We start from the raw sequence: 22,648 nt of genomic DNA on the forward strand, positions 1-22,648 counted from the left end.
TTTTTAATTTTGCTTTTTACTTTTTATGGGCTGGGGTCAAACATGAATCTTAAGCAAATTGCCAAGGATACAGCTAAAACTCTGCAAAGCTACCTGACTTATCAGGCGCTGAAAACAGTGTTGGCACAGCTAGGCGAAACGAATCCTCCTTTGGAACTCTGGCTAAATAACTTTTCTGCTGGTAAAGTCCAGAACGGAGAAGCTTATCTTGAGCAATTGTTTCAAGCCAAGCCAGATTTGGCATTAAGGATTATGACTGTCAGAGAACATATAGCGGCGGAAGTCGCGGAATTTCTCCCGGAAATGCTTCTTACTGGCATTCAGCAAGGAAATATGGAGCAACGTCGCCAGCATCTAGAACGCATGACATTTATAGATACATCTGACCCCAGTCCACAGTCAGAACAGCAGACAAGTTCAGATTTCAATAGTGAACAGTGATCATTTTTAACTGAATAACTGTTTACTAATAATTCATATCAATCGCTACCCATTATCAAAAGCTATGCAAACTTTACCAAAAGAGCGTCGTTACGAAACCCTTTCTTACTTACCACCCCTTTCTGATGCTCAAATTGCCAAGCAAGTTCAGTACATCTTGACCCAAGGTTACATTCCTGCTGTTGAGTTCAACGAAACTTCTGAACCAACCGAATTATTCTGGACAATGTGGAAATTGCCTTTGTTTAGCGCTAAGTCCACTCAAGAAGTATTGAGCGAAGTTCAATCTTGTCGTTCTCAATACAGCAACTGCTATATCCGTGTTGTTGGTTTTGACAATATCAAGCAGTGTCAAGTTCTTAGCTTTATTGTTCACAAGCCTAGCAGATACTAAGAGTTGGATTTTTGAATAAATTTTGGGGAATTTAAATTAGTTTCCCTTTGGAGAGGTAGATTTTTCTGCCTCTTTTTTTTCACGCAGAGGCGCAGAGGCGCGGAGAGTTGGAGAAGGAGGTTACAAGTTCTAGGATGAGTGAATTAAATGTAATTGAAAAATCTGGACATCAAATCAGAATTTGTTTTGTGGGTGAATCGTTTGTCAATGGTATTGGTGACCCTGAGTGTCTGGGTTGGACAGGTAGAATATGTGTTAATGCTAATAGAAAAGGTCATGATATTACTTACTATAATTTAGGGGTGCGGCGAGAAACGAGTAATGAACTCAGAAATCGCTGGTTAAGAGAAGTTTCTTATCGGTTACCCACAGAATATGACGGCAGAGTTGTGTTTTCTTTTGGTGTTAATGATACAACTATAGAAAATGGTAAAACTCGTGTTTCACTCACAGAATCACTTGAAAATATCTATAGTATTTTAAGTGAGGCTCAACAGTTATATCCTGTGTTAATGGTCAGTCCACCACCATGTTTTGATGACGAACAAGATGGGAGAAATCAAAGAATTGTTAATTTGTCTCAAGGATTTGCTTTGGTTTGTGATGAATTAAATGTGCCTTATTTAAATGTATTTCCAATTTTAGAAAAATCACATATTTGGATACATGAGGCAAAAAATTATGATGGCGCTCATCCTAGAGCCGCAGGTTATGCAGAATTTGCCGAAATTGTAGATAATTGGGATGCTTGGTTAAATTGGTTTAAATGAAAATTGCTTATACTAGATTCAGTTATCTAATTTCGAGGAATTGTTTGATGACAGTATCGATAGAACCAAGCCATCATCAAAATATATAAATTCTACCTTTAGAAAGTGGCGATCGCCATTAAGGTATATTCAGGTAAAAATTATGACTCAAATTACCGTAGCTGAAGCATCTCAAAATTTACCAGAATTGATTGAAGCAGCGCTTTCTGGTGAGGAAATTATCATCATTAAAGAAAATCAACCAGTTATTCAGTTAATTCCTGTAATTCCAGTGAAACGCCGTCCCAAATTTGGTAGCGCCAAGGGACTGGTGACAATATCTGATGACTTTGATAAACCATTAGAAGATTTTCAGGAATATATGCAATGAGACAAATATTGGACACTCATATTTTGATTTGGTTTGTCATGGGTGATCCAAGAATTAGCACTAGTCTGCGATCGCAAATTGAAAATAATGATAATCTCCTAAGTATTGCCAGTGTTTGGGAAATGGCAATCAAGCATAGTATTGGTAAACTCAACTGTGAACCTAGCTTTAATGAGTTTATCGAACAGCAAATAATTATGAATGGAATTGAATTATTGTCAATCAGAATAGACCATGTTGCTGTCGTCTCATCACTACCGTTACATCATCGTGACCCATTTGACAGATTGTTAATTGCACAGTCCATAGTGGAAAATATACCATTAATTAGTGCTGATCAGATTTTTGATGCGTATCCAATTCAGCGTTTATGGTAGGTAGCAATAAATTTCTACCAAAAGATAAGTTAACAAGATGTACCAAAAAAACTTAGCATTATTTAAATAAGTCCTAATCAATAATTTTATGAGTTACTACATTGCTCCCCGTTTTCTAGACAAACTTGGCGTTCACATTACTAAAAACTTCCTCAATCTTCCTGGTGTGCGAGTTCCGGTGATTTTAGGTATTCATGGACGTAAGGGCGAGGGAAAGACATTTCAGTGTCAGTTGGTCTTTGAGAAAATGGGTATCGAAGTGACTAACATTTCTGGTGGAGAATTGGAAAGTCCCGATGCTGGAGACCCGGCGCGATTGATTCGCTTACGTTATCGGGAAACCGCAGAATTGATTAAGGTGCGCGGTAAAATGTGCGTGCTGATGATTAATGATTTAGATGCGGGTGCGGGACGCTTTGATGAGGGGACTCAATATACTGTAAATACTCAGTTGGTAAATGCCACACTGATGAATATTGCTGATAATCCTACAGATGTGCAGTTACCTGGAAGCTACGATTCTACACCGTTACATCGTGTGCCGATTATTGTGACCGGGAATGATTTTTCTACTCTCTATGCGCCGTTAATTCGGGATGGCCGGATGGAGAAATTCTACTGGGAACCAGATAGAGACGATAAAGTGGGAATTGTGGGGGGAATTTTTGAGTCAGATGGACTTTCACCAAGGGAAGTGGAACGGCTGGTTGATACTTTTCCTCAGCAATCGATAGATTTTTATAGTGCGTTGCGATCGCGCATTTATGATGAACAAGTACGTGATTTTATCCATAAAGTAGGTTTTGAGGCTGTATCTTTGCGTATAGTTAACAGTGCAGAGAAGCCACCAGAATTTAAAAAGCCGGATTTCAGTTTGTCTAACTTGATTGAGGCTGGTAACTTGATGGTGGGTGAACAACAACGGGTGGAAAATTCCCAATTAGTTGATGAATACAATCGCTTGAATCGAGGGAGTAAAAATTATACACCTGCACCACTTACTCCGGGGACACCCACTAGTCAGTCATCAGGAAATGAATTTCAAAAGCCAAAAGCATCGAATACCCATTTAAGCCTAGAGACTCAAGCACAAATTCGAGAAATTTTAGGTCAAGGTCACAGAATTAACTTTGAACACGTAGATGAACGCCGCTTCCGCACTGGTTCTTGGCAAAGTTGCGGTACAAATCAGATTAATGCTGAGTGGGATGCAATATCTGCTTTGGAAGGTTATCTAACGGAATATGAGGGTGAATATGTGCGCTTGGTAGGAATTGACCCCAAAGCTAAACGCCGAATTGTGGAAACAATTATTCAACGTCCGAATGGTAAGAACTAATTTTACCCAGTTCTCTGGGGGTGTCAGAGGAAATACTGGTTTTACTATAGCAGGGAACAGGGAAGAGGGAACACTTCGACAAGCTCAGTACATCGCAGGGAACAGGCTCGAAACTCTTTAATTGTGAGGGTTTCATTATCTGTTTCTGTCCTAACCTCCTTGGCGGTTGCTAGAATACAAATTCTGTATGATAACGAACCACAAAGGACACAAAGGACACAAAGGACACAAAGAAGGAAGGAAGGAAGGAAGAAAATTTAGCGCAGGTTTATGGAGAAATGGTATGAGGATACTGGTTTCAGAAATCTGCATTCTTAATTGGTTTGCTTCCATTTATCTAAGACATCTTTAAATACAAGTTCTTCTATCCAAGTTTTAGCAACTACCGTCAACGGTAGCGCCATAACTAATCCTAAAGCACCAAAGAAGGTGGCGAAGAAAATTTGGGCGGTGAGGGTAAAGGCTGGTAATAGGGATACTTGTTTGGCCATGACTGTGGGAGTTAACCAGTAGCTTTCTATGTTCTGAATGGTTAGGTATAAAATTAAAACTGCGATCGCCTTCCAAGGTGTATCCAGAAAAGCAATGGTCATTGGTAAAATCACACTTAAAGTAGGGCCAATATTGGGAATAAAGTTGAGTAATCCTGCTAGTACAGCATGAGCCAGTGCTAAGGGTACTCGTAAAATTAGCAATCCCAGCCCACTCAAAAAGCCAATAAATACCATTGTAATTAAAGCTCCTATTGTCCAGTTTCCCAAACCCCGCCCGCACAAAGTGAGAATTTCTTCTACCCGATGGCGGTAAAATAATGGGAAACAGCGCACAAAAACTTTACGGTAAGGCTCAGGATCAACTAACAACATCAAAGTTAAAATTATGATAAATAAAAGTTCTAAGATGGCACTAAATCCAGTAGAAAAAAAAGAAATTGCTTGTTTGAAGAAATTTTCTGTTAATGGCTGTAATTGTTGAATTAAATTGTTAATATCTGGTAAATTCGTGACATAAGGGCCGATAATTGTACCTTCTAACCAAGTGATCATCTGCTGAATTTGACCTATTCCACTAGGGAACAACTGCACTAATTCCTGAAACTGTGCAATGAAAGGTGGCACAATAACTACGAAACAACCCACTAATAAAACCACCACAATCACTACACTTAGCCACACAGCAGAAATTCGGGATATCCGAGACCTTTGAAAACGTTGTACTAGTTGATTAATGGCTGTTGCTAGCACGATGGCTGTAAATAAGATTAATAATAATTGGCGACTTGCCCAGAGAATATAAACTGAGATCACCAGCACGAAAAATCCCAGCAATTGTCCTATTTTCATATTTAAATTTCCTGTGATATCTATTCAATAAAGGTAAATTATCTCAAAAGATAGCTGTGTGATTAATCAATAAAGCTTAGTTAGAATTTACGCACAAATTAGGGAATAACTAACCACAGAGGCGCAGAGGACACAGAGGAATATAAAGAGGTTTTTGGTGTTAAGTAGGGGAGCAAAATTTTTGCCGATATGGGAAAGGTAATTTGACGGTGAATTTACTACCTGTTTCTAATGTGCTGTGTACGGTTATACTGCCTTTGTGTGCATGAATAATTGCTTGGGCGATCGCTAGTCCTAATCCGGAGCCACCAGTTTTACGTGAGCGATCGCTATTGACTCGATAGAAACGATCAAAAATCCTCGGAATTTCTGATTGTGCAATGCCAATACCTGTATCCTGCACCTGAACTACAGCATAAGACTCATTGCGACCTAAGTAAATAGTAACTTTCCCTCCTGCTGGTGTGTATTTAATAGCATTAACAATTATATTAGAAAATAGGCGATAAAGTTGATCTTCATTACCCCTAACATTGAGAGATTCACTCATCTCCAAATCAGAAATTAAATTCACCTGAGAAGCGATAGAAAAAGCCGCAAATTCTTCAATTAAGTCATTAATAATATCATTCAAACAACATATATTGTATGGCGTTGATACAGATTGACGGTCTAGACGAGTCAGTAATAATAAATCCGTCACCAGAGTAGTCAATCGTTGATTTTGGCGTTGTATAGTTTTGAGAATTTCCCGCGCTTCCCCCTCATCAATTTGAGACATAAACAGCGTTGATTCTATAGTCGCTTGTGTAGCAGCTAAAGGTGTCCGCAATTCATGGGCTGCGTCGGCTGTAAATCGTTGTACTTGTTGGTATGAAAGATAAATGGGTTGCATAGCTAAACCTGCTAACCACCAACTAGCAACACCCACCAAAATCAATGCTATGGGTGATCCCAAAGTTAAAGTTAATTTGATTGTATCCAGATATGTGCTAAATTCTTCAAGACTTCGCCCCACTTGGATATAACCCCAATCGAGATTATCTTGAGTGTGTAGAACAAAAGAAATTTGTTGATAAATAATACCCTGATCATCCTTTAAACTTTGCCAATTTTCCTGATGAAACTCAGAAGATAAACCCTTCGGATAAGCCCCAGCTATAGCAATTAAACTTCCAGAATTATCGAAAAACCGCACATAATAATTACTTTGATTAATAGCACTTAAAACATGACGCGGAGAACTTGACTGTACTTGCACACAACTTTCACCAATTACACAAATATTAGGTAAAAGTTTCCTCATCACAGGTTCCAACTTCCCTGGTTCCTCTAACTTCAATTCAATACTATCGTGTAAAGTTCCCGCCACAGATTCCAACTCACGATTTAACGTCACCCATTGAGTATGAGAAACCACCCGATAAATTCCATATTCACACAGGCTGAAAATCACAGCCATCACCAGCGCATACCACAAACTCAAACGTAACCGCGTCTGCTGAAACAGTTTATTATCATTCATACCTCTCTAACTCTAACTCTCCGCGCCTCTGCGCCTCTGCGTGAAATAAATCCATATTCATTAATTAAAATTAAACCGATAACCCAAACCATGTAAAGTTTCAATCACATTCTCACACCCACCATTAACCAACTTTCGCCGCAACAAACGCATTTGAGCCGCCACCACATTACTCACAGGTTCCGCATTCACTTCCCAAAGTTGATGACGAATTTGTTCAGTAGTGAGAATTTGGTTTGGGTGCTTCATGAAATATTCTAATAACTGAAACTCCTTATAAGTTAGAATAATTTTCTGAGAATTACCCGCAGCATCTTGACTAACAACCAGATTATTACTGTAATCTAAAGTGAGATTACCCACAGTTAATTTTTGGGGTTGAAACTGGGGTGATCTTCTTTGCAAAGCGCGTAACCTGGCTAACAATTCCGCCATCCCAAAAGGCTTGACTAAATAATCATCAGCACCTGCATCTAGCCCAGTAACTTTATCCTCCATGCTGTCCTTAGCTGTCAGCATCAAAATAGGCAGAGAATTATTACAGTTACGCAATCTTCCACACAATTCTAAGCCGGAAACTTTGGGTAACATCCAATCAAAAATAGCTAGTGTATACTCCGTCCAGCTATTTTCTAAATATCCCCATGCTTCATCTCCATCAATTACCCAATCAACTAAATACTTTTGTTGAGTGAGAGTCCGTTTAATAGCAGCACCTAAATCTGGTTCATCTTCGACCAGTAAAACTCTCATTAGCCTGTTATGTGAAAATCCGTTGTAAATTTAAAATAAAATCAGGAAGCACATCTTCACCTGATAAACTTGTAGGAGATTGTAAAATTTCTGGTGGTTGATGAGGACGATAAACTTCTACTTGTTGGTCATGGGGATTAATTAACCAACCCAGTTGTAAACCATTGGCTAAATATTCCCGCATTTTGGCTTGAGTATCTGCGACATCATCAGTTTCAGAAACCAATTCCACAGCAAAATCAGGACACAAAGGCAGAAATTTCTTTCTTTGTTCTGGCGTAAGACTATCCCATTTTTCCATCCTTATCCAAGCAGCATCAGGAGAACGAGTTGCACCATTAGGAAGTTTAAAGCCAGTGGAAGAATCAAAAGCTTTACCCAAGTTATATTGACGGTTCCAAATCCCTAAATCAATATAAATTTCAAAATTTCGGTTTCCCGTTTCTCCCCCAGTTGGTGACATGATAACTAATTCCCCTTCAGCAGATAATTCTAAACGTAAATCCTTGTTAGCAGCCACAACTTGGGCAAATTCGTCATCAGTAAATTGCAAATGATTAGGTAATTGTAAAGTTAAAGCGCTCATAATTACTTCCTCCAGCCTCTAAAACATAGGAACTGCATCTTCTAACCATTATCGGTTAAAACTAAAACGCCCGTTGACTTTTTCGCCTTTAATATCTGCGGTAATTTTTACTTGATACTGTCCTGATGCTGCTTCATTCAGCATAGCCGTATAGTGTTTATCTTCAGCATCGTATGTAAAAGGAAGAGTTTTTTCCGTACCATTAGGGGTTTGAATTTGAGCGGTGACATTCGCATCAGGTATTGTTTGGTGAGTATCACCAGTCAGCAAATATAAATCCAAGTGACTTCCTTCAGTTTCTTTGTCGGCTAAAAATTCTAAATGATAGTTTCCTGTTTCTACCACTTGACCGCCTTTACTTGCGCCATGCTCGTTATTTGATTTCGTTACAGGCGCAACAGCAGAAGCCGGAATTTCAGTGCTATAAGTAGCTGCAACTTCCGTATTAACTACCTCATTACCATTACTACAAGCAGCAATAAAAAGCAGTCTTGTACATCCTAAAACAACCAAACATAATGATAGAAATTTCATTAATTTACCCTCTAAAATCGTGAATAGCCCATACAACTAAAACAAAAAACAGATAAAAAACTAGCACATCTCAATCATTTTTCAAGTTCTTGTCTTCTCTTGGCGTTCTTGGCGACTTGGCGGTTCGTTAAAAAAAACAACATATTTAAAACTCTCAAACCACAGCCTGACCATTTTCCACATTTACAGAAGGCTGTATTTGCTTAGGAATCAGAAACCTACCAAATTGAGCATACAAAGCAGGTAAAACCAGCAAAGTTAAAGCCGTAGATGTAAATAAACCTCCTAATACTACTACAGCTAGCGGTTGCAAGATTTCTTTACCAGCACCTGTCCCCATGACTAAGGGAATCATTCCTAACGCTGAGGTTAAAGCTGTCATTAAAATGGCTACTAAACGCTCCATTGAACCTTCAAAAATCACCTCCTTTAAAGGCATTCTCTCCGCTAGTTTGTTATTATAGTTGTCCACTAATAACAATCCGTTACGTGTCGCTATACCAAATAAAGTAATAAACCCTACTAACGAAGCCACAGAAATAATTCCCCCTCCCAGGGCGATGGAAAAGATACCCCCCACCAGTGCTAGAGGTAAGTTAACCATAATCATTAAGGTAGCGGCTACAGATTTAACGGCGAAATACATTAAAATTGCAATAACTACAAGTGCTATTCCTCCAAATAACAGGATATTTTGGGTGGCTCGTTGTTCTGATTCAAACTGTCCACCATATTGGATAAAGTAACCTGTGGGTAACTGTATTGATTGACTGATTTTGTTTTGAATTTCATCGACAATAGAACCTAAATCTCGGACGGAGACGTTTGCAGATATGACTATCAAGCGTGAAACATTCTCGCGGTTAATAGTATTCGGTCCAGTTCCATAGTCTATGCTGGCGACTTGAGTGAGGGGGATTTTTTGACCTGTGGGAGTATCTACTAATAAGTTGCGAATAATGTCTAAATTATTGCGTGATTCTGGCTGCAACCACACTACTAGGTCAAATAATTGTTGTCCTTCTAGGACTTGAGAAACTACTCGCCCATTTAAGGCGGTTTCTAATGTATGACTTAAATCACCGACAGTTAAGCCATAACGGGCGGCGGTTTCTCTGTTAAATTTAATTTGCACCTGTCGAATGGGGACTTGGGGTTCTAGTTGTAGATCTACGAGTCCGGGAATATCCGCCATGACATTCTCGATTTCTGACCCCAAGCGACGCAATTCTGTTAAATCAGGGCCAAATATCTTCACTGCGATAGCACTTCTTACTCCCGATAATACCTCATCCATGCGATGGGAAATAAAACCGCCAATACTAGGTGCAACTCCGGGAATTTTCCCAAATTCGGCGCGTAGCTTTTCAATACTGGCTTCTCGATTCTCTAAACCTTCAGCACTCAATTCTACATCTAAATGACCCAAGTTCACTCCCCCTGCATCGGCATCACCAGGGGCGCGTCCAGACCTTAACTGTATGGTTTTAAATCGTTTGTCGTCTTTGAGTGCATCCTGTAAAGCAAATCCCGCTTGATTTGTCGCTTCCAGAGAACTTCCGGGATAAAGCACCATTGCATTCACTAAAGATGATTCCTGAAACTCTGGTAAAAATACTCGTCCTAAAGTCGGCAAAATTACCAAGGAGGCGATTAAGGAAGCTGTAGCTATAACTAAAATAACTTTGGGAAAACCTGTAGCAAAATTCAGGATAGGTCGATAAAGACGCTGTGTCAAACCACTGACCCAAGTATCATCTGTGGGGAGTTGTCGATTTGCGAGTAAAATCGCGCATAGTGCTGGGGATAAGGTCATGGCGACAAAGGTTGAAGCAAAAATTGACACCAGATAAGCGACACCCATAGGGGCAAATATCCGACCTTCCACACCTGTAAGGGTGAAAATGGGGGCAAAGACGACGGCGATAATTACTGTAGAAAAAATTACACTAACTCGGACTGCTACCGAAGTGTTATAAACGACTTTAAAGGGATGTATAGGATTTCTGGCTGTTTGGTTCTCCCTTAGTCCCCGGTAACAGTTTTCCATGTCTACAATGGAGTCATCCACCACCGAACCAATGGCGACGGCTAAACCTCCCAGGGTCATAGTATTGATACCTTGACCAAACCAGCCGAGAATGATCATCCCAATTAACAGGGATAGAGGAATGGCGCTTAAGGTAATGATGGCGGTGCGCCAATTCATTAAAAACATGAATAGGATAATGCAAACGATAATTATCCCATCTCGCAGTGAACTGGTGACGTTTTGAATAGCAGCAGCAATAAAGTTTTCTTGGCGGAAGGTTTCTGTAACTGTGATCTCTGCGGGTAAGCCAGCTTTCACTTCTGTCATGGCTTGTTCGATGGCTTTGGTGACTGTCGGCGTGTCATTATGCGGTTGCTTATTAATTAACACTACAACTGCGGGCTGACCATCTAAGCTACCATCCCCACGCTTCAAACCTGCACCAATGCGAACATCTGCCACATCTTGCAGTAAGACTGGTGTATTATTCCGAGAGGCGATCGCTGATTTCCCTAATTCCTCAATAGACTCAATGCGCCCCAAGCCCCGAATAATTAACTCTTGGTCTGGATTTATCAAAAAACCACCCGCCGCATTCACGTTGGCTTCGCTAGTGGCGGCTGTGACTTGATCTAAGGTGACATTATAGGCTTGCAGTTTCGCCGGATCTACTAAAACCTGATACTGTCGTACATCACCGCCATAGGCAATCACTTGAGAAACTCCAGGTACAGCTAGCAGTCGATTGGTAACATCTCTATCTACTAAGCGCCGCACTTCCATAAGTGGGATGGTTTCGGAGGTGAAGGCGTACTGTAAAACTGTGGCGATGGGAGAACTAATGGGGGAAATTTGCGGGTTTTCTACACCCTCTGGTAGTTTTTCTTGTGCTTGTTGTAACCGTTCTGTGACTAGTTGTCTGGCTTGATAAACCTCTGTGTCCCAGTTGAAGATGATTTTGACGACGGAAATTCCCACGGCTGAGGCTGAACGGACGGTTTCTACTCCTGGTGTGCCGTTGACGGCGCTTTCTATGGGTAGGGTGATTAGTGATTCTACTTCTTCTGGTGCTAGTCCTGGGGCTTCTGTTTGAATTTCTACTTGGGGTGGGGCGAAGTCGGGGAGGACATCTAGGGGCATCTGGGTGAGGTTATATACTCCTAAGCAGGTGATGATCACTGCTCCGAGGAGGACTATCCAGCGTTGGATTATTGACCATTTGAGGATTGTGTTGAGCATGGAGGAGGAGGGTTTTTAACGCAGAGGGGCGCGGAGGGTAATATGGAGAAACGAACCACTAAGGACGCTAAGGACACGAAGTTAGGAGGTTTTAGAGAGTTTTTGCGTTAGTCCTATCTGTGTTTATCTGTGTTTATCTGTGGTTGATGATCAAATTTCTGTATTTCTTTGTCTATGTGGGGGTCGGTTACTGGTAGTAAATGTGTCTGGCGGAGGTGTGTCCAGAAGGCTCCTGTGGTGAAGGCTATACAGGCGATCGCACTTCCTCCAATTAGCATCAGCCACGGTGGTATGCTGGATGTTGCTGGTTCTGGGTTGGCTGGGGTGTGTTGATGTTCTTCTGTGGTGCTGGAAGTTCTACTCCGCAAGGATTGAGCATATAGTTGGGGCGCACGCTGGGTAACTATTAAGTCTCCCTCGAATACGCCTGTTTTGACTTCTACCATGTCCCCGGAGGTTTGTCCCAAGGTGACTTCTACTGGTTGATAGGCGTTACCGTTTTGGATGTATACCTGTTGTTTACCGTTGGCTTCGACTACGGCTGAATTGGGTATGGTTAAAATGTCTGAGGATGTTTGGTCTGTGAGGACTTCTAGTTCTGCAAACATTCCTGGTTTAAGTAGTCCCCCTGGGTTATTAATTTCAGCTTTTACAGGGACAATTCGCGTTTCCTCGACTACAGACCCAATCACGGTAATCCTTCCGGTAAATGTGCGGTCAGGTATAGAGGCAATTTTTACTAATATTTGTTGTCCGTTCTTGACTCGCTCTAAATCTTTCTCATATATATTAGCCGTCGCAAATACTTGACTGTCATTGACAATCATCATCAGTTTGTCACCTGCATCCTGGAATGATTGACCAAGGGTAACTTCCCGGTCTGTAACCGTACCAGAAATTGGGGCTGTAATTGTGACTAATCCTTGAGAATTACCACGAATGCCTAATTGTTGTAGGCGAGTTTCATATATATTATTACTGAGACTAATGCGTGATTTAGCTACTTCCACAGCAGCTTGGGCGCGTTGGACTTGATTTTGAGCAGCAATCACATCACGGCGAGCTTTAGCTGTGGCTAGTTGTGTTTGAGCTTGGGTGAGTTGAGTTTGGGACTCTAACGCATTACGTCTTGGTAAAGCCCCCGCATCAGCTAATTCTCGGTCTTTATTGTATTTTTCTTCAGCAAATGCAACTTGAGCTTGGGCTTGGACAATTTCGGCGGCGGAAATTTCTTGCAAGCGATCGCTATTTTGTTGCGCTAATCTTAAATCAGCTTGGGCTTGTTGTAATTCCGCCCGACCTCCAGCCAACTTTTCCTCAGACTCCACCCGCAGAGATACCAACTCAGGACTAGATAACACAGCCACAGGTTGACCGCGTTTAACCACAGTCCCAGGTTCAACCAATAACTCTGCCACTTTCGCCCCAGCAATAGGAGTAGTCACCAAAGCTTTTTGACTAGGTAGAGTTTCTATCTGTCCAGTGGTTTTAATACTCACAGCTAATTGCTGGCGTTTCACTGGTTCAACCTTAATACCTAGCCGTTGGGAAGTTTGAGCATCAACTTGAATAGGAGTGACAGAAGAAGTAACATCACTCCCACCTTTAAACTCATCACCGTGTCCAGGATGAGCCACAACCACAATCGGACTACTCCATAAAAAGAGACTCAGCACCACCAAAAAAGCTGGAGAACCGAGAAAATTAGACATCACCATCAAAAATCCTCATACCATGTCTTCCTTCTTCACTTGGCGCACTTGGCGGCTTGGCGGTTCGACAATCAAATCCAGAGCCTCATACACAACGAATATCACTTGTTGTACCAAGCCTGTCGCCACTCTTGCATCTGATTAATTTCCGTATCCTGAGTAGTAATAATATCTTCCGCCAGCTTCTTCATTTCCGGGCGCTCAGACTTCTGCAAAGCATCTTTAGCCATAACTACAGCCCCCTCATGGTGAGGAATCATCGCATTAATAAAGCGCAAATCAAATTCCTCATCAGCCGCACCCAAATCCATGCTCATCATCATGGATTGCATTTGTTCTGGTGTCATCTCCATAGCATGACCCATTTCCGCGTGATAAGCCATTGGTTTATCCCCAGCGTTAGGATACCAAGCCGCCCGCCACTCTTGCATCTGAGCAATTTCTTGATTTTGGGCTGTGATCATTTCTGTCGCCAACTGTTTAAGTTCAGGACGTTGTGATTTTTCCAGAACTTCCTCAGCCATATCCACCGCCCCTTGATGGTGAATAACCATCCCGTCAATGAACCGCAAATCATAGCTAGCATCGGCTGGCCCTAAATCCATTGAGTGATCCACACCACCATGCTGCATTGGCTGACTATCGCTGGTTTCAGTTGCGGTGGTATCTGGGGTGGGGTTTTCAGAAACAGTTGTAGAACAAGCCGTCAAAAATCCTCCGGAAACAGATGTCAAGGCGACAAAACTCAACGCCAAAAAATTATTTCTCACAAATTGATTTCGCATCATCTTCTATTTCTAGCTATGGTTCTGCATTATATTGTGTACTCTCTAGCTAACTAAAGGGTCAACCTTGACATTAATTTAGTTGTGCAAACACAGTTTTGCTATGTAATGTCTAGTGTTACAGACCAAAATGAAATCCAGATGAAATCTTCGGCATTACTAAAATGGAAGACGTGCGATCGCCAAATAAGCATAGTAATAATACTTAATTCTTCAATATATACGCATCTAAAACCCTGTCCCGATTCTCTTTACTCAAATCAAGGATATTCCCTGGGAAGCATGGAAATATCAGACCATGAAAGATACAATTATGCCGACGAAAAATAATGTGGCCACGTTTCCAGAAAAAGAAATATGAGCATCATCAGGATGTTATTTTAAAATCTTTTTGGGCGAAATTTTGTCATACTTTGGTAAATATTCGCAGCAATCCTTAGCTTCTTCAGTCAAGACAATAGAAGGTTTTACTGCACATTTCAGATAATGATTACTGGAATAAAAGCAACAATTTTTACACGGAAGGTCATATGGATTTTTAATAGTAAAAATTACCTTATTATCAATATAATTCCGAACTTTTTGTACTGTTAGTAAAAAAAATATCCAACTAAAAATGATGATTATCGGAGATATAGTTAAAGCCATATCTATATCAGAATCAGAAATTTCTAAACCATCTGGTTGAAATTGTTCTTGTTTAAATTCACTGCGATTTACATCAGAAAAATTTGTATTTTCGACTATTTCTTTGAGCAGAATTGGCTCAACAGACATATTCTTTTTCCCCAACTATATATATGATATTGGTTCTTGATCAAAAATTAATTCTTGCTTCGAGGATAGCCATAGAATTTTTTCAGTGGTTAATTACTGATTTATGGAAAATTTCCTCTCACAGTCATTAGAATATGGAATTGTTATCAGAAATCATGAATATTTATTGTATTTTAATTATATATTCAGCAAAATAAAATTAATGATATATCTGCCAATAGTTTTATTCGTCATGTCTAACTATGTATCTAAAGAAATATATTCATCAATTTACTGAATAGTTTTGTATATTATGTTAAAATTGTCTAGAGCAAAAAAATAGTTAAATTGACGACACAATTTTCAGATTAGATTAGAGCTATTTTTTGCAGACAAAAATAAAATTTAATTGCAGTAATTAATTATATTGGTGAATCATCGATGTTGAATCTTCTTCTCGCGTGGTTAGTGACTACAATCAGCTTTTTAATTATTTCTAAACTACCCATAGGCATTGAAATTGATAGTTTTGGTAAAGCGGCTGTTTCTGCGGCTGTTTTTGGGATCATGAATGCAATCTTGCAACCAATTCTGGTTTTTTTAACTTTCCCATTCATTCTGCTGAGTCTGGGACTATTTCTGTTTGTGTTAAACGCAGGTATTTTTGCTTTGGCTGCTGCGGTAGTTCCAGGTTTTGTTCTCAGATGGGGTTTTTGGAGTGCATTGATTGGTTCGATTGCTTTAACGATGGTTAATTCTATTCTTTGGTCTATTCTCGGAATATCAGTTTAAAACTATAATTTGTGGAAAGCACTGGAATGCAGATTTTAATTTAATATCAGGTAATGCACAGATGGGTTGACTCACTCTGCATTACATTTACATCTGAGATTTTATTTTATGATAGTTCTTCCTTATCAAGTCTATGATAACTAATTAAAAACCTATTGTCAACCTCCCATACTTTCTTTTTTTGTCGCACTCAAGTAGTAAAATAAGTGACGCAAAACTTGTAAGACTCACTAACCTTTATACTGTGGAGAGTATGTCACAGTTAATCACAGTGAAAACAAATTAGCTTGAAACAACACTGCCTTTATCATTTAGTTCACAGATGCAAAGCAGATCCCGACAAGAGTTACAAGACCTAGTACGCGAACAGCTGCGAGTACTACTTGAGCAAAAGAACTTTCAGGGTGCTAAAGCTTTGTTAGTTCCGGTTCAGGTTGCAGATATTGCTGAATCCATTGGAGGTTTACCGGAGGCTATCCAGGCGATCGCATTTCGCTTACTTTCTAAAGAGGAAGCCATAGAAGTCTTTGAATACCTCGATCCTAGTGTGCAACAAACACTACTGGAAGACTTTAAGCGTCAGGATGTCCAGGAAATCGTTGATAATATGTCCCCGGATGATCGGGCGCGGCTTTTTGATGAACTCCCGGCGAAAGTTGTGGGGCGACTTTTGGCGCAACTCAGTCCGGCGGAACGGGATGCAACTGCTTTACTGTTAGGTTATGCACCTAATACAGCTGGGCGAATTATGACTCCTGAGTATTTATCACTGAAGGAAAACATCACCATTACTCAGGCGCTGGCGCAAATCCGTTCTTTGGCTAACTTAAGAGAAACTATTTATTATATTTATGTAACTGATGATGCTCGTCGGTTTACAGGGACTCTCTCGTTACGGGATCTAATTTTGGCTCAAGCCGACGAAACTATTGGCAGCATCATGACCCGTGATGTGGTATTTGTAAATACTGGTACTGACCAAGAAGAAGTAGCCCGGACAATTCAGCACTATGACTTTGTGGCGATTCCTGTGGTAGATGCAGAACAGCGTCTGGTGGGTATTGTGACTGTGGATGATGTGTTAGATATTTTAGAAGAAGAAACCACAGAAGATATCTATGCATTAGGTGGTGTAGAATCTGGCGGTGATAATTATTTTCAAACTAATTTATTTACTGTGGCGCGTAAGCGGGTGGTATGGCTATTTGTGCTGTTGATTACCAATAGTGCTACGGCGGCGGTGATTACGAATCAAGAGGATATCTTAGCGAAAGCAGTAGCTTTAACTGCCTTTATACCCTTGTTGATTGGTACTGGGGGGAACGTGGGGGCGCAGTCTTCCACTGTGGTGATTAGGGGTTTGAATACAGAAGATGTTCGCCCTGACGAAGCTTTAAGTATCATTAGACGAGAGGCGATCGCCGGGGTACTGCTGGGAGGTATGTTAGGTAGTGTGGTTGTAGTCTGGGCATACGTTTTACAAGGGGATTTTGCGGTAGCCTTGGCTGTAGGTATTAGTCTAGTTTCTATTTGCGTGTTAGCCTCAGTTTCTGGTTCCGCGTTGCCATTTTTATTCCGCGCGATGAAGTTAGATCCGGCTTTGATGTCTGCACCTTTTATTACCACTGCTGTGGATGTGTTGGGAGTTTTAATTTACCTGAATGTAGCTAGATTAATTTTAGGTTAAAGAAGTCGCCACAAAAGCATCCTATTAAAAATATTCTGCTGCTGAGAATTTGGTATTTACTCCTTTATGTAGATGTGAAAATACCAAAGTTTCAGATAATATCAACTACGGTGGGGCGGCTTTTACAAAAATTGACAATTATCATAATAGCAGCCACAATACCTATGTTGTGTATTCCATGATTAATGTTTGCACAAATCACTAGGATTATTGATTTATATCCCCTAAAAACCACCTGGGGTTAGTGGAGGAAACCGATTCCCGCAAACAAAAAATAGTACAGAAATTTCAGTTTTGAAGTCTTGGGTATAGTGAGGATGATTCTTCCCTCAATATACTCCACAGGAATGAGGTATAAATGTGAGTAGCCAGGAAAACTACAATTTAGATGAGTCGGGATCGCCCAAGTCATTCCTGACATTATCCGACGCAGTAGCGCTGATTGTCGGTATTGTGATTGGGGCGGGAATTTTTCAAACCCCGGCATTTGTCGCCGATCAAGCAGGTAGCGATCTAGTTGTACTGCTGTTGTGGTTTGCTGGTGGTTTGATATCTCTGGTGGGCGCGTTATGTTATGCAGAGTTAGCCACAGCTTATCCCCATGTCGGGGGTGTCTACTATTATCTGAAACGTTCATTTGGGCGAGGAGTCGCCTTTTTATTTGCCTGGGCGCGAATGACTGTGATTCAAACAGGTTCGATTGTGCTGTTGGCTTTTGTTTTTGGTGACTATGCAACTCAGATATGGCGCTTAGGTAGCTTTTCATCTTCTATTTATGCAGCCGGGGCGATCGCTCTATTAACTGCGCTGAATATCCTGGGTTTACAACAAGGTAAGTGGACACAAAACTGGCTGTCTATGGCCAAGGTTCTGGGTTTATTGCTAGTAGTAGTTTTAGGACTAACTGTTCTGCCAAATTCTACATCTACAGTGCCTATAGAACCTGCATCATCAGGCAATTGGGGATTAGCGATGGTGTTTGTATTACTATCTTATGGTGGCTGGAATGAAGCGGCGTATATCTCGGCAGAAATGCACAATAAACAACGTAACATTCTGCGATCGCTACTTTGGAGTATTGGCATCATCACTGGTATTTACTTACTAATCAATCTGGCTTACCTGCAAGGATTAGGCTTATCAAACATGGCGACATCAGAAGCAGTGGCGGCGGATCTGATGCGCTCTATTTGGGGTGAACCAGGAGCCTTATTTATCAGCCTGTTGATTGCCGTTTCCACCTTGGGAGCAATGAATGCTACCATTTTCACCGGGGCGCGGACTAATTACGCTTTAGCTCAGGATTTTTCCCTATTTAATTTTATGGGGCGCTGGCAAAAAAGCCACAGTACTCCCATCGAAGCCTTTTTGTTGCAAGTGGCGATCGCCTTCGCTTTGGTTATCTTAGGCACAATAACACGCGGTGGCTTTGAAACGATGGTGGATTATACCGCCCCGGTATTTTGGTTATTTTTTCTCCTTTCAGGTGTATCGCTGTTTGTGTTACGCATCCGGGAACCAGAGATATCACGACCCTTTCGTGTGCCATTTTATCCTTTGCTCCCATTACTGTTTTGTGGATTTTGTGCCTATCTGCTGTATTCTAGTTTGGTTTATACCGGTGAAGGAGCATTGATAGGCGTTTTAGTCGTAGCCGCAGGAATCCCCCTATTGTTCTGGAATCGTCATCGTCAGAAATTGCGGCGGAATTAGGGAATACAAGCTATTAAGAAAGGAGAAAATTGATGAATTACAAAAAACTGGTGTTTTTACTCGCTACCGGAGTTAGTCTAAGCAGCTGGGGACTTGTCGGATGCACACCGCCAGCAGAGAATGTGGAATCAGAAGCACCTGCAACACCTACTTTGGCTGGACAAACTGAGATAGCCGCAACTGAAACCCAAGAACGTCCTGGTGATGTACCTTTTGTGCCAACACCACAGGCCGTAGTGGATGCAATGTTGGAAGTAGCACAGGTAGGCAAAGATGATGTGCTTTATGACCTTGGTAGTGGTGATGGCCGCATTGTTACTACAGCCGCTCAAAAGTATGGTACTAGAGGTGTCGGTGTAGAAATTGACCCGGAACTCATCGAGGAAGCGACGGCAAATGCTGAGGCCGCAGGAGTGGGCGATCGCGTAAAATTTGTACAGCAAGATTTGTTTAAGTCTGATTTTAGTGAAGCCACAGTAGTTACACTGTACCTACTACCTGATATCAACCTGAAACTCCGTCCTCAGCTATTACAGCAACTCAAACCAGGAACACGGATTGTCTCCCACGCTTTTGATATGGGTGAATGGAAACCCGAACAGACATTAAATGTGGATGGCCGCACAGTTTATTATTGGGTAGTTCCCGAAGAAGTACCACCTAATTTAGTTTCCAACTAGTACCAAATAGCAGAAGTTAAAAAGCTAGTTTTTGGGGAGAATAGGACAAGGATGGGAATTTCCTCTCCCCAAGCTTCTATCTTCTGGTTATCATACTGAAAAATTCACTATGAAAGGATTACAAGGAAAAAATGCTTTAGTGACAGGTGCAACATCAGGTATTGGTCAGGCGATCGCCGTAAAACTTGCCCAAGAAGGCTGTAATATAGCTATTAACTACCGCAAAACTCCAGAATCAGCCGCCGAGACTGAAGCGATGGCTATGGAGGAAGTCCGGAAAAACTGGGAAAATGGCGGAATGCGATCGCCCACAGAACCCCCTCCCAGATCGCTGTTAGTACAGGGGGATGTTTCCCAAGAATCAGACATTGTGAAAATGGTCAACAATGTAGTTGACACCTTTGGTAGTTTAGACATTCTGATCAACAACGCCGGTATTCAAATAGAATGCCCATCTCACGAACTCACCACCGCAGACTTCGATCAAGTAATTGCAGTTAACCTCCGGGGTGCTTTCCTCTGCGCCCGTGAAACTATCAAACATCTTTTATCCCAAAACCATTCCGGGGTGATCATTAATATTTCCAGTGTTCACGAAATCATCCCCAGACCGACATATCTCGGTTATGCCATTAGCAAAAGTGGAATGGAAAATCTGACTAAAACCCTAGCCTTAGAATATGCTCATCGAGGTATCCGCGTCAACGCTGTAGCACCGGGAGCGACACTGACACCGATAAATCAAGCTTGGATAGATGACCCCGAAAAAAAGGCAAGTGTACAAAGTCACATCCCCATGGGTCGGGCGGGAACTACCGAAGAAATCGCAGCATCTGTAGCTTTTTTAGCCTCAGATCATGCCGCTTATATTACCGGTCAAACCCTGTTTGTTGACGGTGGACTAACTCTATACGCTGACTTCCGGGAAAATTGGTCAGCATAAACCCATAACAGTGACAAAGGTTAATAGCGTTTGAAGCACAACAGGGCGGGGGAAAATGCCCCCCACACAAGAGTTTTACCGAGGCTATTGCCAAACATCTTCCAGCATCGAGGCCAGTTCCGTATTTAACCGACCAGCGCGGACAAACTCTGCGTAAGTATCAGCCTCAATCGCCAAGAGTTCCTCGCGGAATTGTTCAGTAGTAAAGGTGCGAAGATTAGGATACTCAGCTTGCAACTTATCAATTTTTACTTGCAGATTTTCTAATTCCCCTTTAATCAAAGTCTCTTGGTAACGGTAGAACTCAGGGTCAATACCTGGACGGTTATCTTCCCGAAGATATTCCAAAACCCGTTCCAGGGCGACATGACGAGTAGCTAATTCTGAATATTGATCACGCAGAGGTGCATCACCCAAAAGATTGAGCTTCTGTAACAACGGTTTAATAGTCAATCCCTGAACAAGTAGAGTAAATAAAACGACTCCAAACACAGTCGCAATAATGTTTTCTCGCTCTGGTAGTCCGATAGGTACACTTAAAGCTAAAGCAATGGAAACAGAACCCCTGACCCCTCCCCACCATAAAACTGTTTGTTCTGGGAGGGGAATTTTATTTTGGGTAATCACAGCACTCAAATTACTAAGAAGATAAATAGCTACAGCCCGCATCAAAATCATGGCTACGAGTGTAATCATGATAATGTCCACGTTTTCGCCCAAAATTGCAAACCGAATTTGGTCGCCAATCAACAGAAATACAATGGAGTTGACAAAAAACGCTAAAAAGCCCCAAAATTCCGAAACAATCACCCTAGTACGGGGATTCATGCCGATGCGAGAGCCAAAGTTACCTAAAATCAAGCCTGTGGTGACAACTCCAATTACCCCAGAACCACCCAACTCTTCCACAATCAAATAAGTACCGTAAGCAGAAACCAGAGTTAGAGACTGTTCCACCATTGGTAAATCAAAGCGTTGGGTGAGATAAGAAATCCCAAAACCGATTAATCCTCCCACTGCTACGCCAATACCAATGACTATCCCCAGTTCTAAGAAAATGGGCTGGAAACCTAATTCAGCATTTCCCAAAGATAGCGCCACCATAAACCCAAAGGCGACCACCGCCATACCATCGTTAAATAAGCTTTCGCCTTCCATCATGGTTGTGAGATTTTTACCCACGCCCAATTCCCGAAATAAGGCTGTGACAGAAATGGGGTCAGTAGCGGATAAACTAGCGCCAATGAGCAAAGCTGTGGTTAAAGATATCCCGGCTATTTGATTTAGACCAATGGCGATACCTGTAATGGAAATGACCACCCCCAAAACTGCAAATAGGCAAATTGCCACCAAATTACGCTTTAACTCCGCCCAGTGCAAATTCCAGGCGGCTTCAAATAACAAAGGGGGTAAAAAGATAAACAAGATTAATTCGGGGGAAAGAGTGACCAGGCGGACATCTACAAAGGCTAACCCTAAGCCGACAATCACCAAGAGTAAGGTATAAGGTATGTGGCGAAACCAACTAAATATCTGCGGTAATGTTGCTACCCCTAAAGATACTGAAAGTACTAACAAAAATTGTTTGAGATTATTGGTGATAATATCTTCGCTAATTGCAGATTCTATGATCATAAGTAAAATTTGGTATATTTTAGGACTTACACATTGATAGAATAGAGAATGGGGAGTTAATGAAACTCGCCTTGTTGAACCTCCGCATTCAGTGAAAATTTAGCAGCAAAGTCATTGGTCAATTTCCTCTTCGCCACACTCCCCACACTCCCCACACTCCCCACACTTCCCACACTTCCCACACTCCCCACACTTCCCACACTCCCCACACTCCCACACTCCCACACTTCCCACACTTCCCA

The 22,648-nt window shown here is 41.4% G+C and carries 22 protein-coding genes; 11 read left to right on the forward strand and 11 right to left on the reverse strand.

Annotated elements, in window-relative coordinates; all coding sequences use genetic code 11:
* The first annotated feature begins 42 nt into the window (after positions 1-42).
* The 6 genes from rcbX (at position 43) to VB620_RS08465 (ending at position 3,691) form a co-directional block, all read left to right on the forward strand.
* Positions 43-441, forward strand: coding sequence for a RuBisCO chaperone RbcX (gene rcbX, locus VB620_RS08440; RefSeq protein ID WP_323195696.1), 399 nt, complete (start codon positions 43-45; stop codon positions 439-441).
* A gap of 64 nt (positions 442-505) precedes the next feature.
* Positions 506-835 carry a ribulose bisphosphate carboxylase small subunit gene (locus tag VB620_RS08445; RefSeq protein WP_323195697.1) on the forward strand — a complete coding sequence of 110 codons (330 nt, stop codon included), beginning with the start codon at positions 506-508 and terminating at the stop codon, positions 833-835.
* A 134-nt stretch (positions 836-969) separates the two neighbouring features.
* The gene (locus tag VB620_RS08450) at positions 970-1,605 is read left to right on the forward strand and encodes a GDSL-type esterase/lipase family protein (RefSeq protein WP_323195698.1); all 636 of its coding nucleotides are present in this window, start codon (positions 970-972) and stop codon (positions 1,603-1,605) included.
* Positions 1,606-1,747: 142 nt separating this feature from the next.
* A complete protein-coding gene (locus VB620_RS08455; RefSeq protein ID WP_323195699.1) occupies positions 1,748-1,975 on the forward strand; it encodes a type II toxin-antitoxin system Phd/YefM family antitoxin in 228 nt (75 codons plus the stop codon).
* Positions 1,972-2,352: a type II toxin-antitoxin system VapC family toxin gene (locus tag VB620_RS08460; protein WP_323195700.1), complete on the forward strand. Its 381-nt coding sequence runs from the start codon at positions 1,972-1,974 to the stop codon at positions 2,350-2,352. The genes VB620_RS08455 and VB620_RS08460 overlap by 4 nt, the downstream gene beginning before the upstream one ends.
* 88 nt (positions 2,353-2,440) lie before the next feature.
* The gene (locus VB620_RS08465) at positions 2,441-3,691 is read left to right on the forward strand and encodes a ribulose bisphosphate carboxylase small subunit (protein ID WP_323195701.1); all 1,251 of its coding nucleotides are present in this window, start codon (positions 2,441-2,443) and stop codon (positions 3,689-3,691) included.
* A gap of 314 nt (positions 3,692-4,005) precedes the next feature.
* On the opposite strand, the gene VB620_RS08470 is transcribed toward VB620_RS08465, so the two are convergent.
* The 9 genes from VB620_RS08470 to VB620_RS08510 form a co-directional block, all read right to left on the reverse strand.
* Entirely contained in the window at positions 4,006-5,034 is a 1,029-nt protein-coding gene (locus VB620_RS08470) for an AI-2E family transporter (protein ID WP_323195702.1), read from the reverse strand.
* 160 nt (positions 5,035-5,194) lie between these two features.
* Positions 5,195-6,559, reverse strand: a complete 1,365-nt coding sequence (gene rppB / locus VB620_RS08475; RefSeq protein ID WP_323195703.1) for a two-component system sensor histidine kinase RppB — start codon at positions 6,557-6,559, stop codon at positions 5,195-5,197.
* Positions 6,560-6,619: 60 nt separating this feature from the next.
* The gene (gene rppA / locus VB620_RS08480) at positions 6,620-7,312 is read right to left on the reverse strand and encodes a two-component system response regulator RppA (RefSeq protein ID WP_323195704.1); all 693 of its coding nucleotides are present in this window, start codon (positions 7,310-7,312) and stop codon (positions 6,620-6,622) included.
* A gap of 7 nt (positions 7,313-7,319) precedes the next feature.
* Entirely contained in the window at positions 7,320-7,898 is a 579-nt protein-coding gene (locus VB620_RS08485; RefSeq protein ID WP_323195705.1) for a Uma2 family endonuclease, read from the reverse strand.
* A gap of 48 nt (positions 7,899-7,946) precedes the next feature.
* Positions 7,947-8,432, reverse strand: coding sequence for a hypothetical protein (locus VB620_RS08490; protein ID WP_323195706.1), 486 nt, complete (start codon positions 8,430-8,432; stop codon positions 7,947-7,949).
* A gap of 154 nt (positions 8,433-8,586) precedes the next feature.
* Positions 8,587-11,703, reverse strand: a complete 3,117-nt coding sequence (locus VB620_RS08495; RefSeq protein ID WP_323195707.1) for an efflux RND transporter permease subunit — start codon at positions 11,701-11,703, stop codon at positions 8,587-8,589.
* Between the two features lie 113 nt (positions 11,704-11,816).
* The gene (locus VB620_RS08500) at positions 11,817-13,415 is read right to left on the reverse strand and encodes an efflux RND transporter periplasmic adaptor subunit (protein WP_323195730.1); all 1,599 of its coding nucleotides are present in this window, start codon (positions 13,413-13,415) and stop codon (positions 11,817-11,819) included.
* 101 nt (positions 13,416-13,516) lie between these two features.
* Positions 13,517-14,200 carry a DUF305 domain-containing protein gene (locus VB620_RS08505; RefSeq protein ID WP_323195731.1) on the reverse strand — a complete coding sequence of 228 codons (684 nt, stop codon included), beginning with the start codon at positions 14,198-14,200 and terminating at the stop codon, positions 13,517-13,519.
* 375 nt (positions 14,201-14,575) lie between these two features.
* The gene (locus tag VB620_RS08510) at positions 14,576-14,977 is read right to left on the reverse strand and encodes a hypothetical protein (protein ID WP_323195708.1); all 402 of its coding nucleotides are present in this window, start codon (positions 14,975-14,977) and stop codon (positions 14,576-14,578) included.
* A gap of 420 nt (positions 14,978-15,397) precedes the next feature.
* Here VB620_RS08510 and VB620_RS08515 point away from each other — a divergent pair, with 420 nt between their 5' ends.
* The 5 genes from VB620_RS08515 (at position 15,398) to VB620_RS08535 (ending at position 20,771) form a co-directional block, all read left to right on the forward strand.
* Positions 15,398-15,748 carry a phage holin family protein gene (locus VB620_RS08515; RefSeq protein WP_323195709.1) on the forward strand — a complete coding sequence of 117 codons (351 nt, stop codon included), beginning with the start codon at positions 15,398-15,400 and terminating at the stop codon, positions 15,746-15,748.
* Between the two features lie 322 nt (positions 15,749-16,070).
* Positions 16,071-17,435: a magnesium transporter gene (gene mgtE, locus VB620_RS08520; RefSeq protein WP_323195710.1), complete on the forward strand. Its 1,365-nt coding sequence runs from the start codon at positions 16,071-16,073 to the stop codon at positions 17,433-17,435.
* A 360-nt stretch (positions 17,436-17,795) separates the two neighbouring features.
* Positions 17,796-19,148: an APC family permease gene (locus VB620_RS08525; RefSeq protein WP_323195711.1), complete on the forward strand. Its 1,353-nt coding sequence runs from the start codon at positions 17,796-17,798 to the stop codon at positions 19,146-19,148.
* A 32-nt stretch (positions 19,149-19,180) separates the two neighbouring features.
* On the forward strand, positions 19,181-19,828 hold the full coding sequence (locus VB620_RS08530; protein ID WP_323195712.1) for an SAM-dependent methyltransferase: 648 nt from the start codon (positions 19,181-19,183) through the stop codon (positions 19,826-19,828).
* Between the two features lie 109 nt (positions 19,829-19,937).
* Positions 19,938-20,771 (forward strand): glucose 1-dehydrogenase, encoded by an 834-nt coding sequence (locus VB620_RS08535; RefSeq protein WP_323195713.1) that lies wholly within the window; start codon positions 19,938-19,940, stop codon positions 20,769-20,771.
* 84 nt (positions 20,772-20,855) lie between these two features.
* Here the strand turns inward: VB620_RS08535 and VB620_RS08540 are convergent, their stop codons facing one another.
* Both VB620_RS08540 and VB620_RS08545 read right to left on the reverse strand, forming a co-directional pair.
* Complete coding sequence (locus tag VB620_RS08540) at positions 20,856-22,406, reverse strand: cation:proton antiporter (RefSeq protein ID WP_323195714.1); 1,551 nt, start codon at positions 22,404-22,406, stop codon at positions 20,856-20,858.
* A gap of 56 nt (positions 22,407-22,462) precedes the next feature.
* Entirely contained in the window at positions 22,463-22,642 is a 180-nt protein-coding gene (locus VB620_RS08545) for a hypothetical protein (RefSeq protein ID WP_323195715.1), read from the reverse strand.
* Positions 22,643-22,648 lie beyond the last annotated feature (6 nt).

Source organism: Nodularia harveyana UHCC-0300 (genome assembly GCF_034931085.1).
Taxonomy (GTDB): Bacteria; Cyanobacteriota; Cyanobacteriia; order Cyanobacteriales; family Nostocaceae; genus Nodularia; species Nodularia harveyana.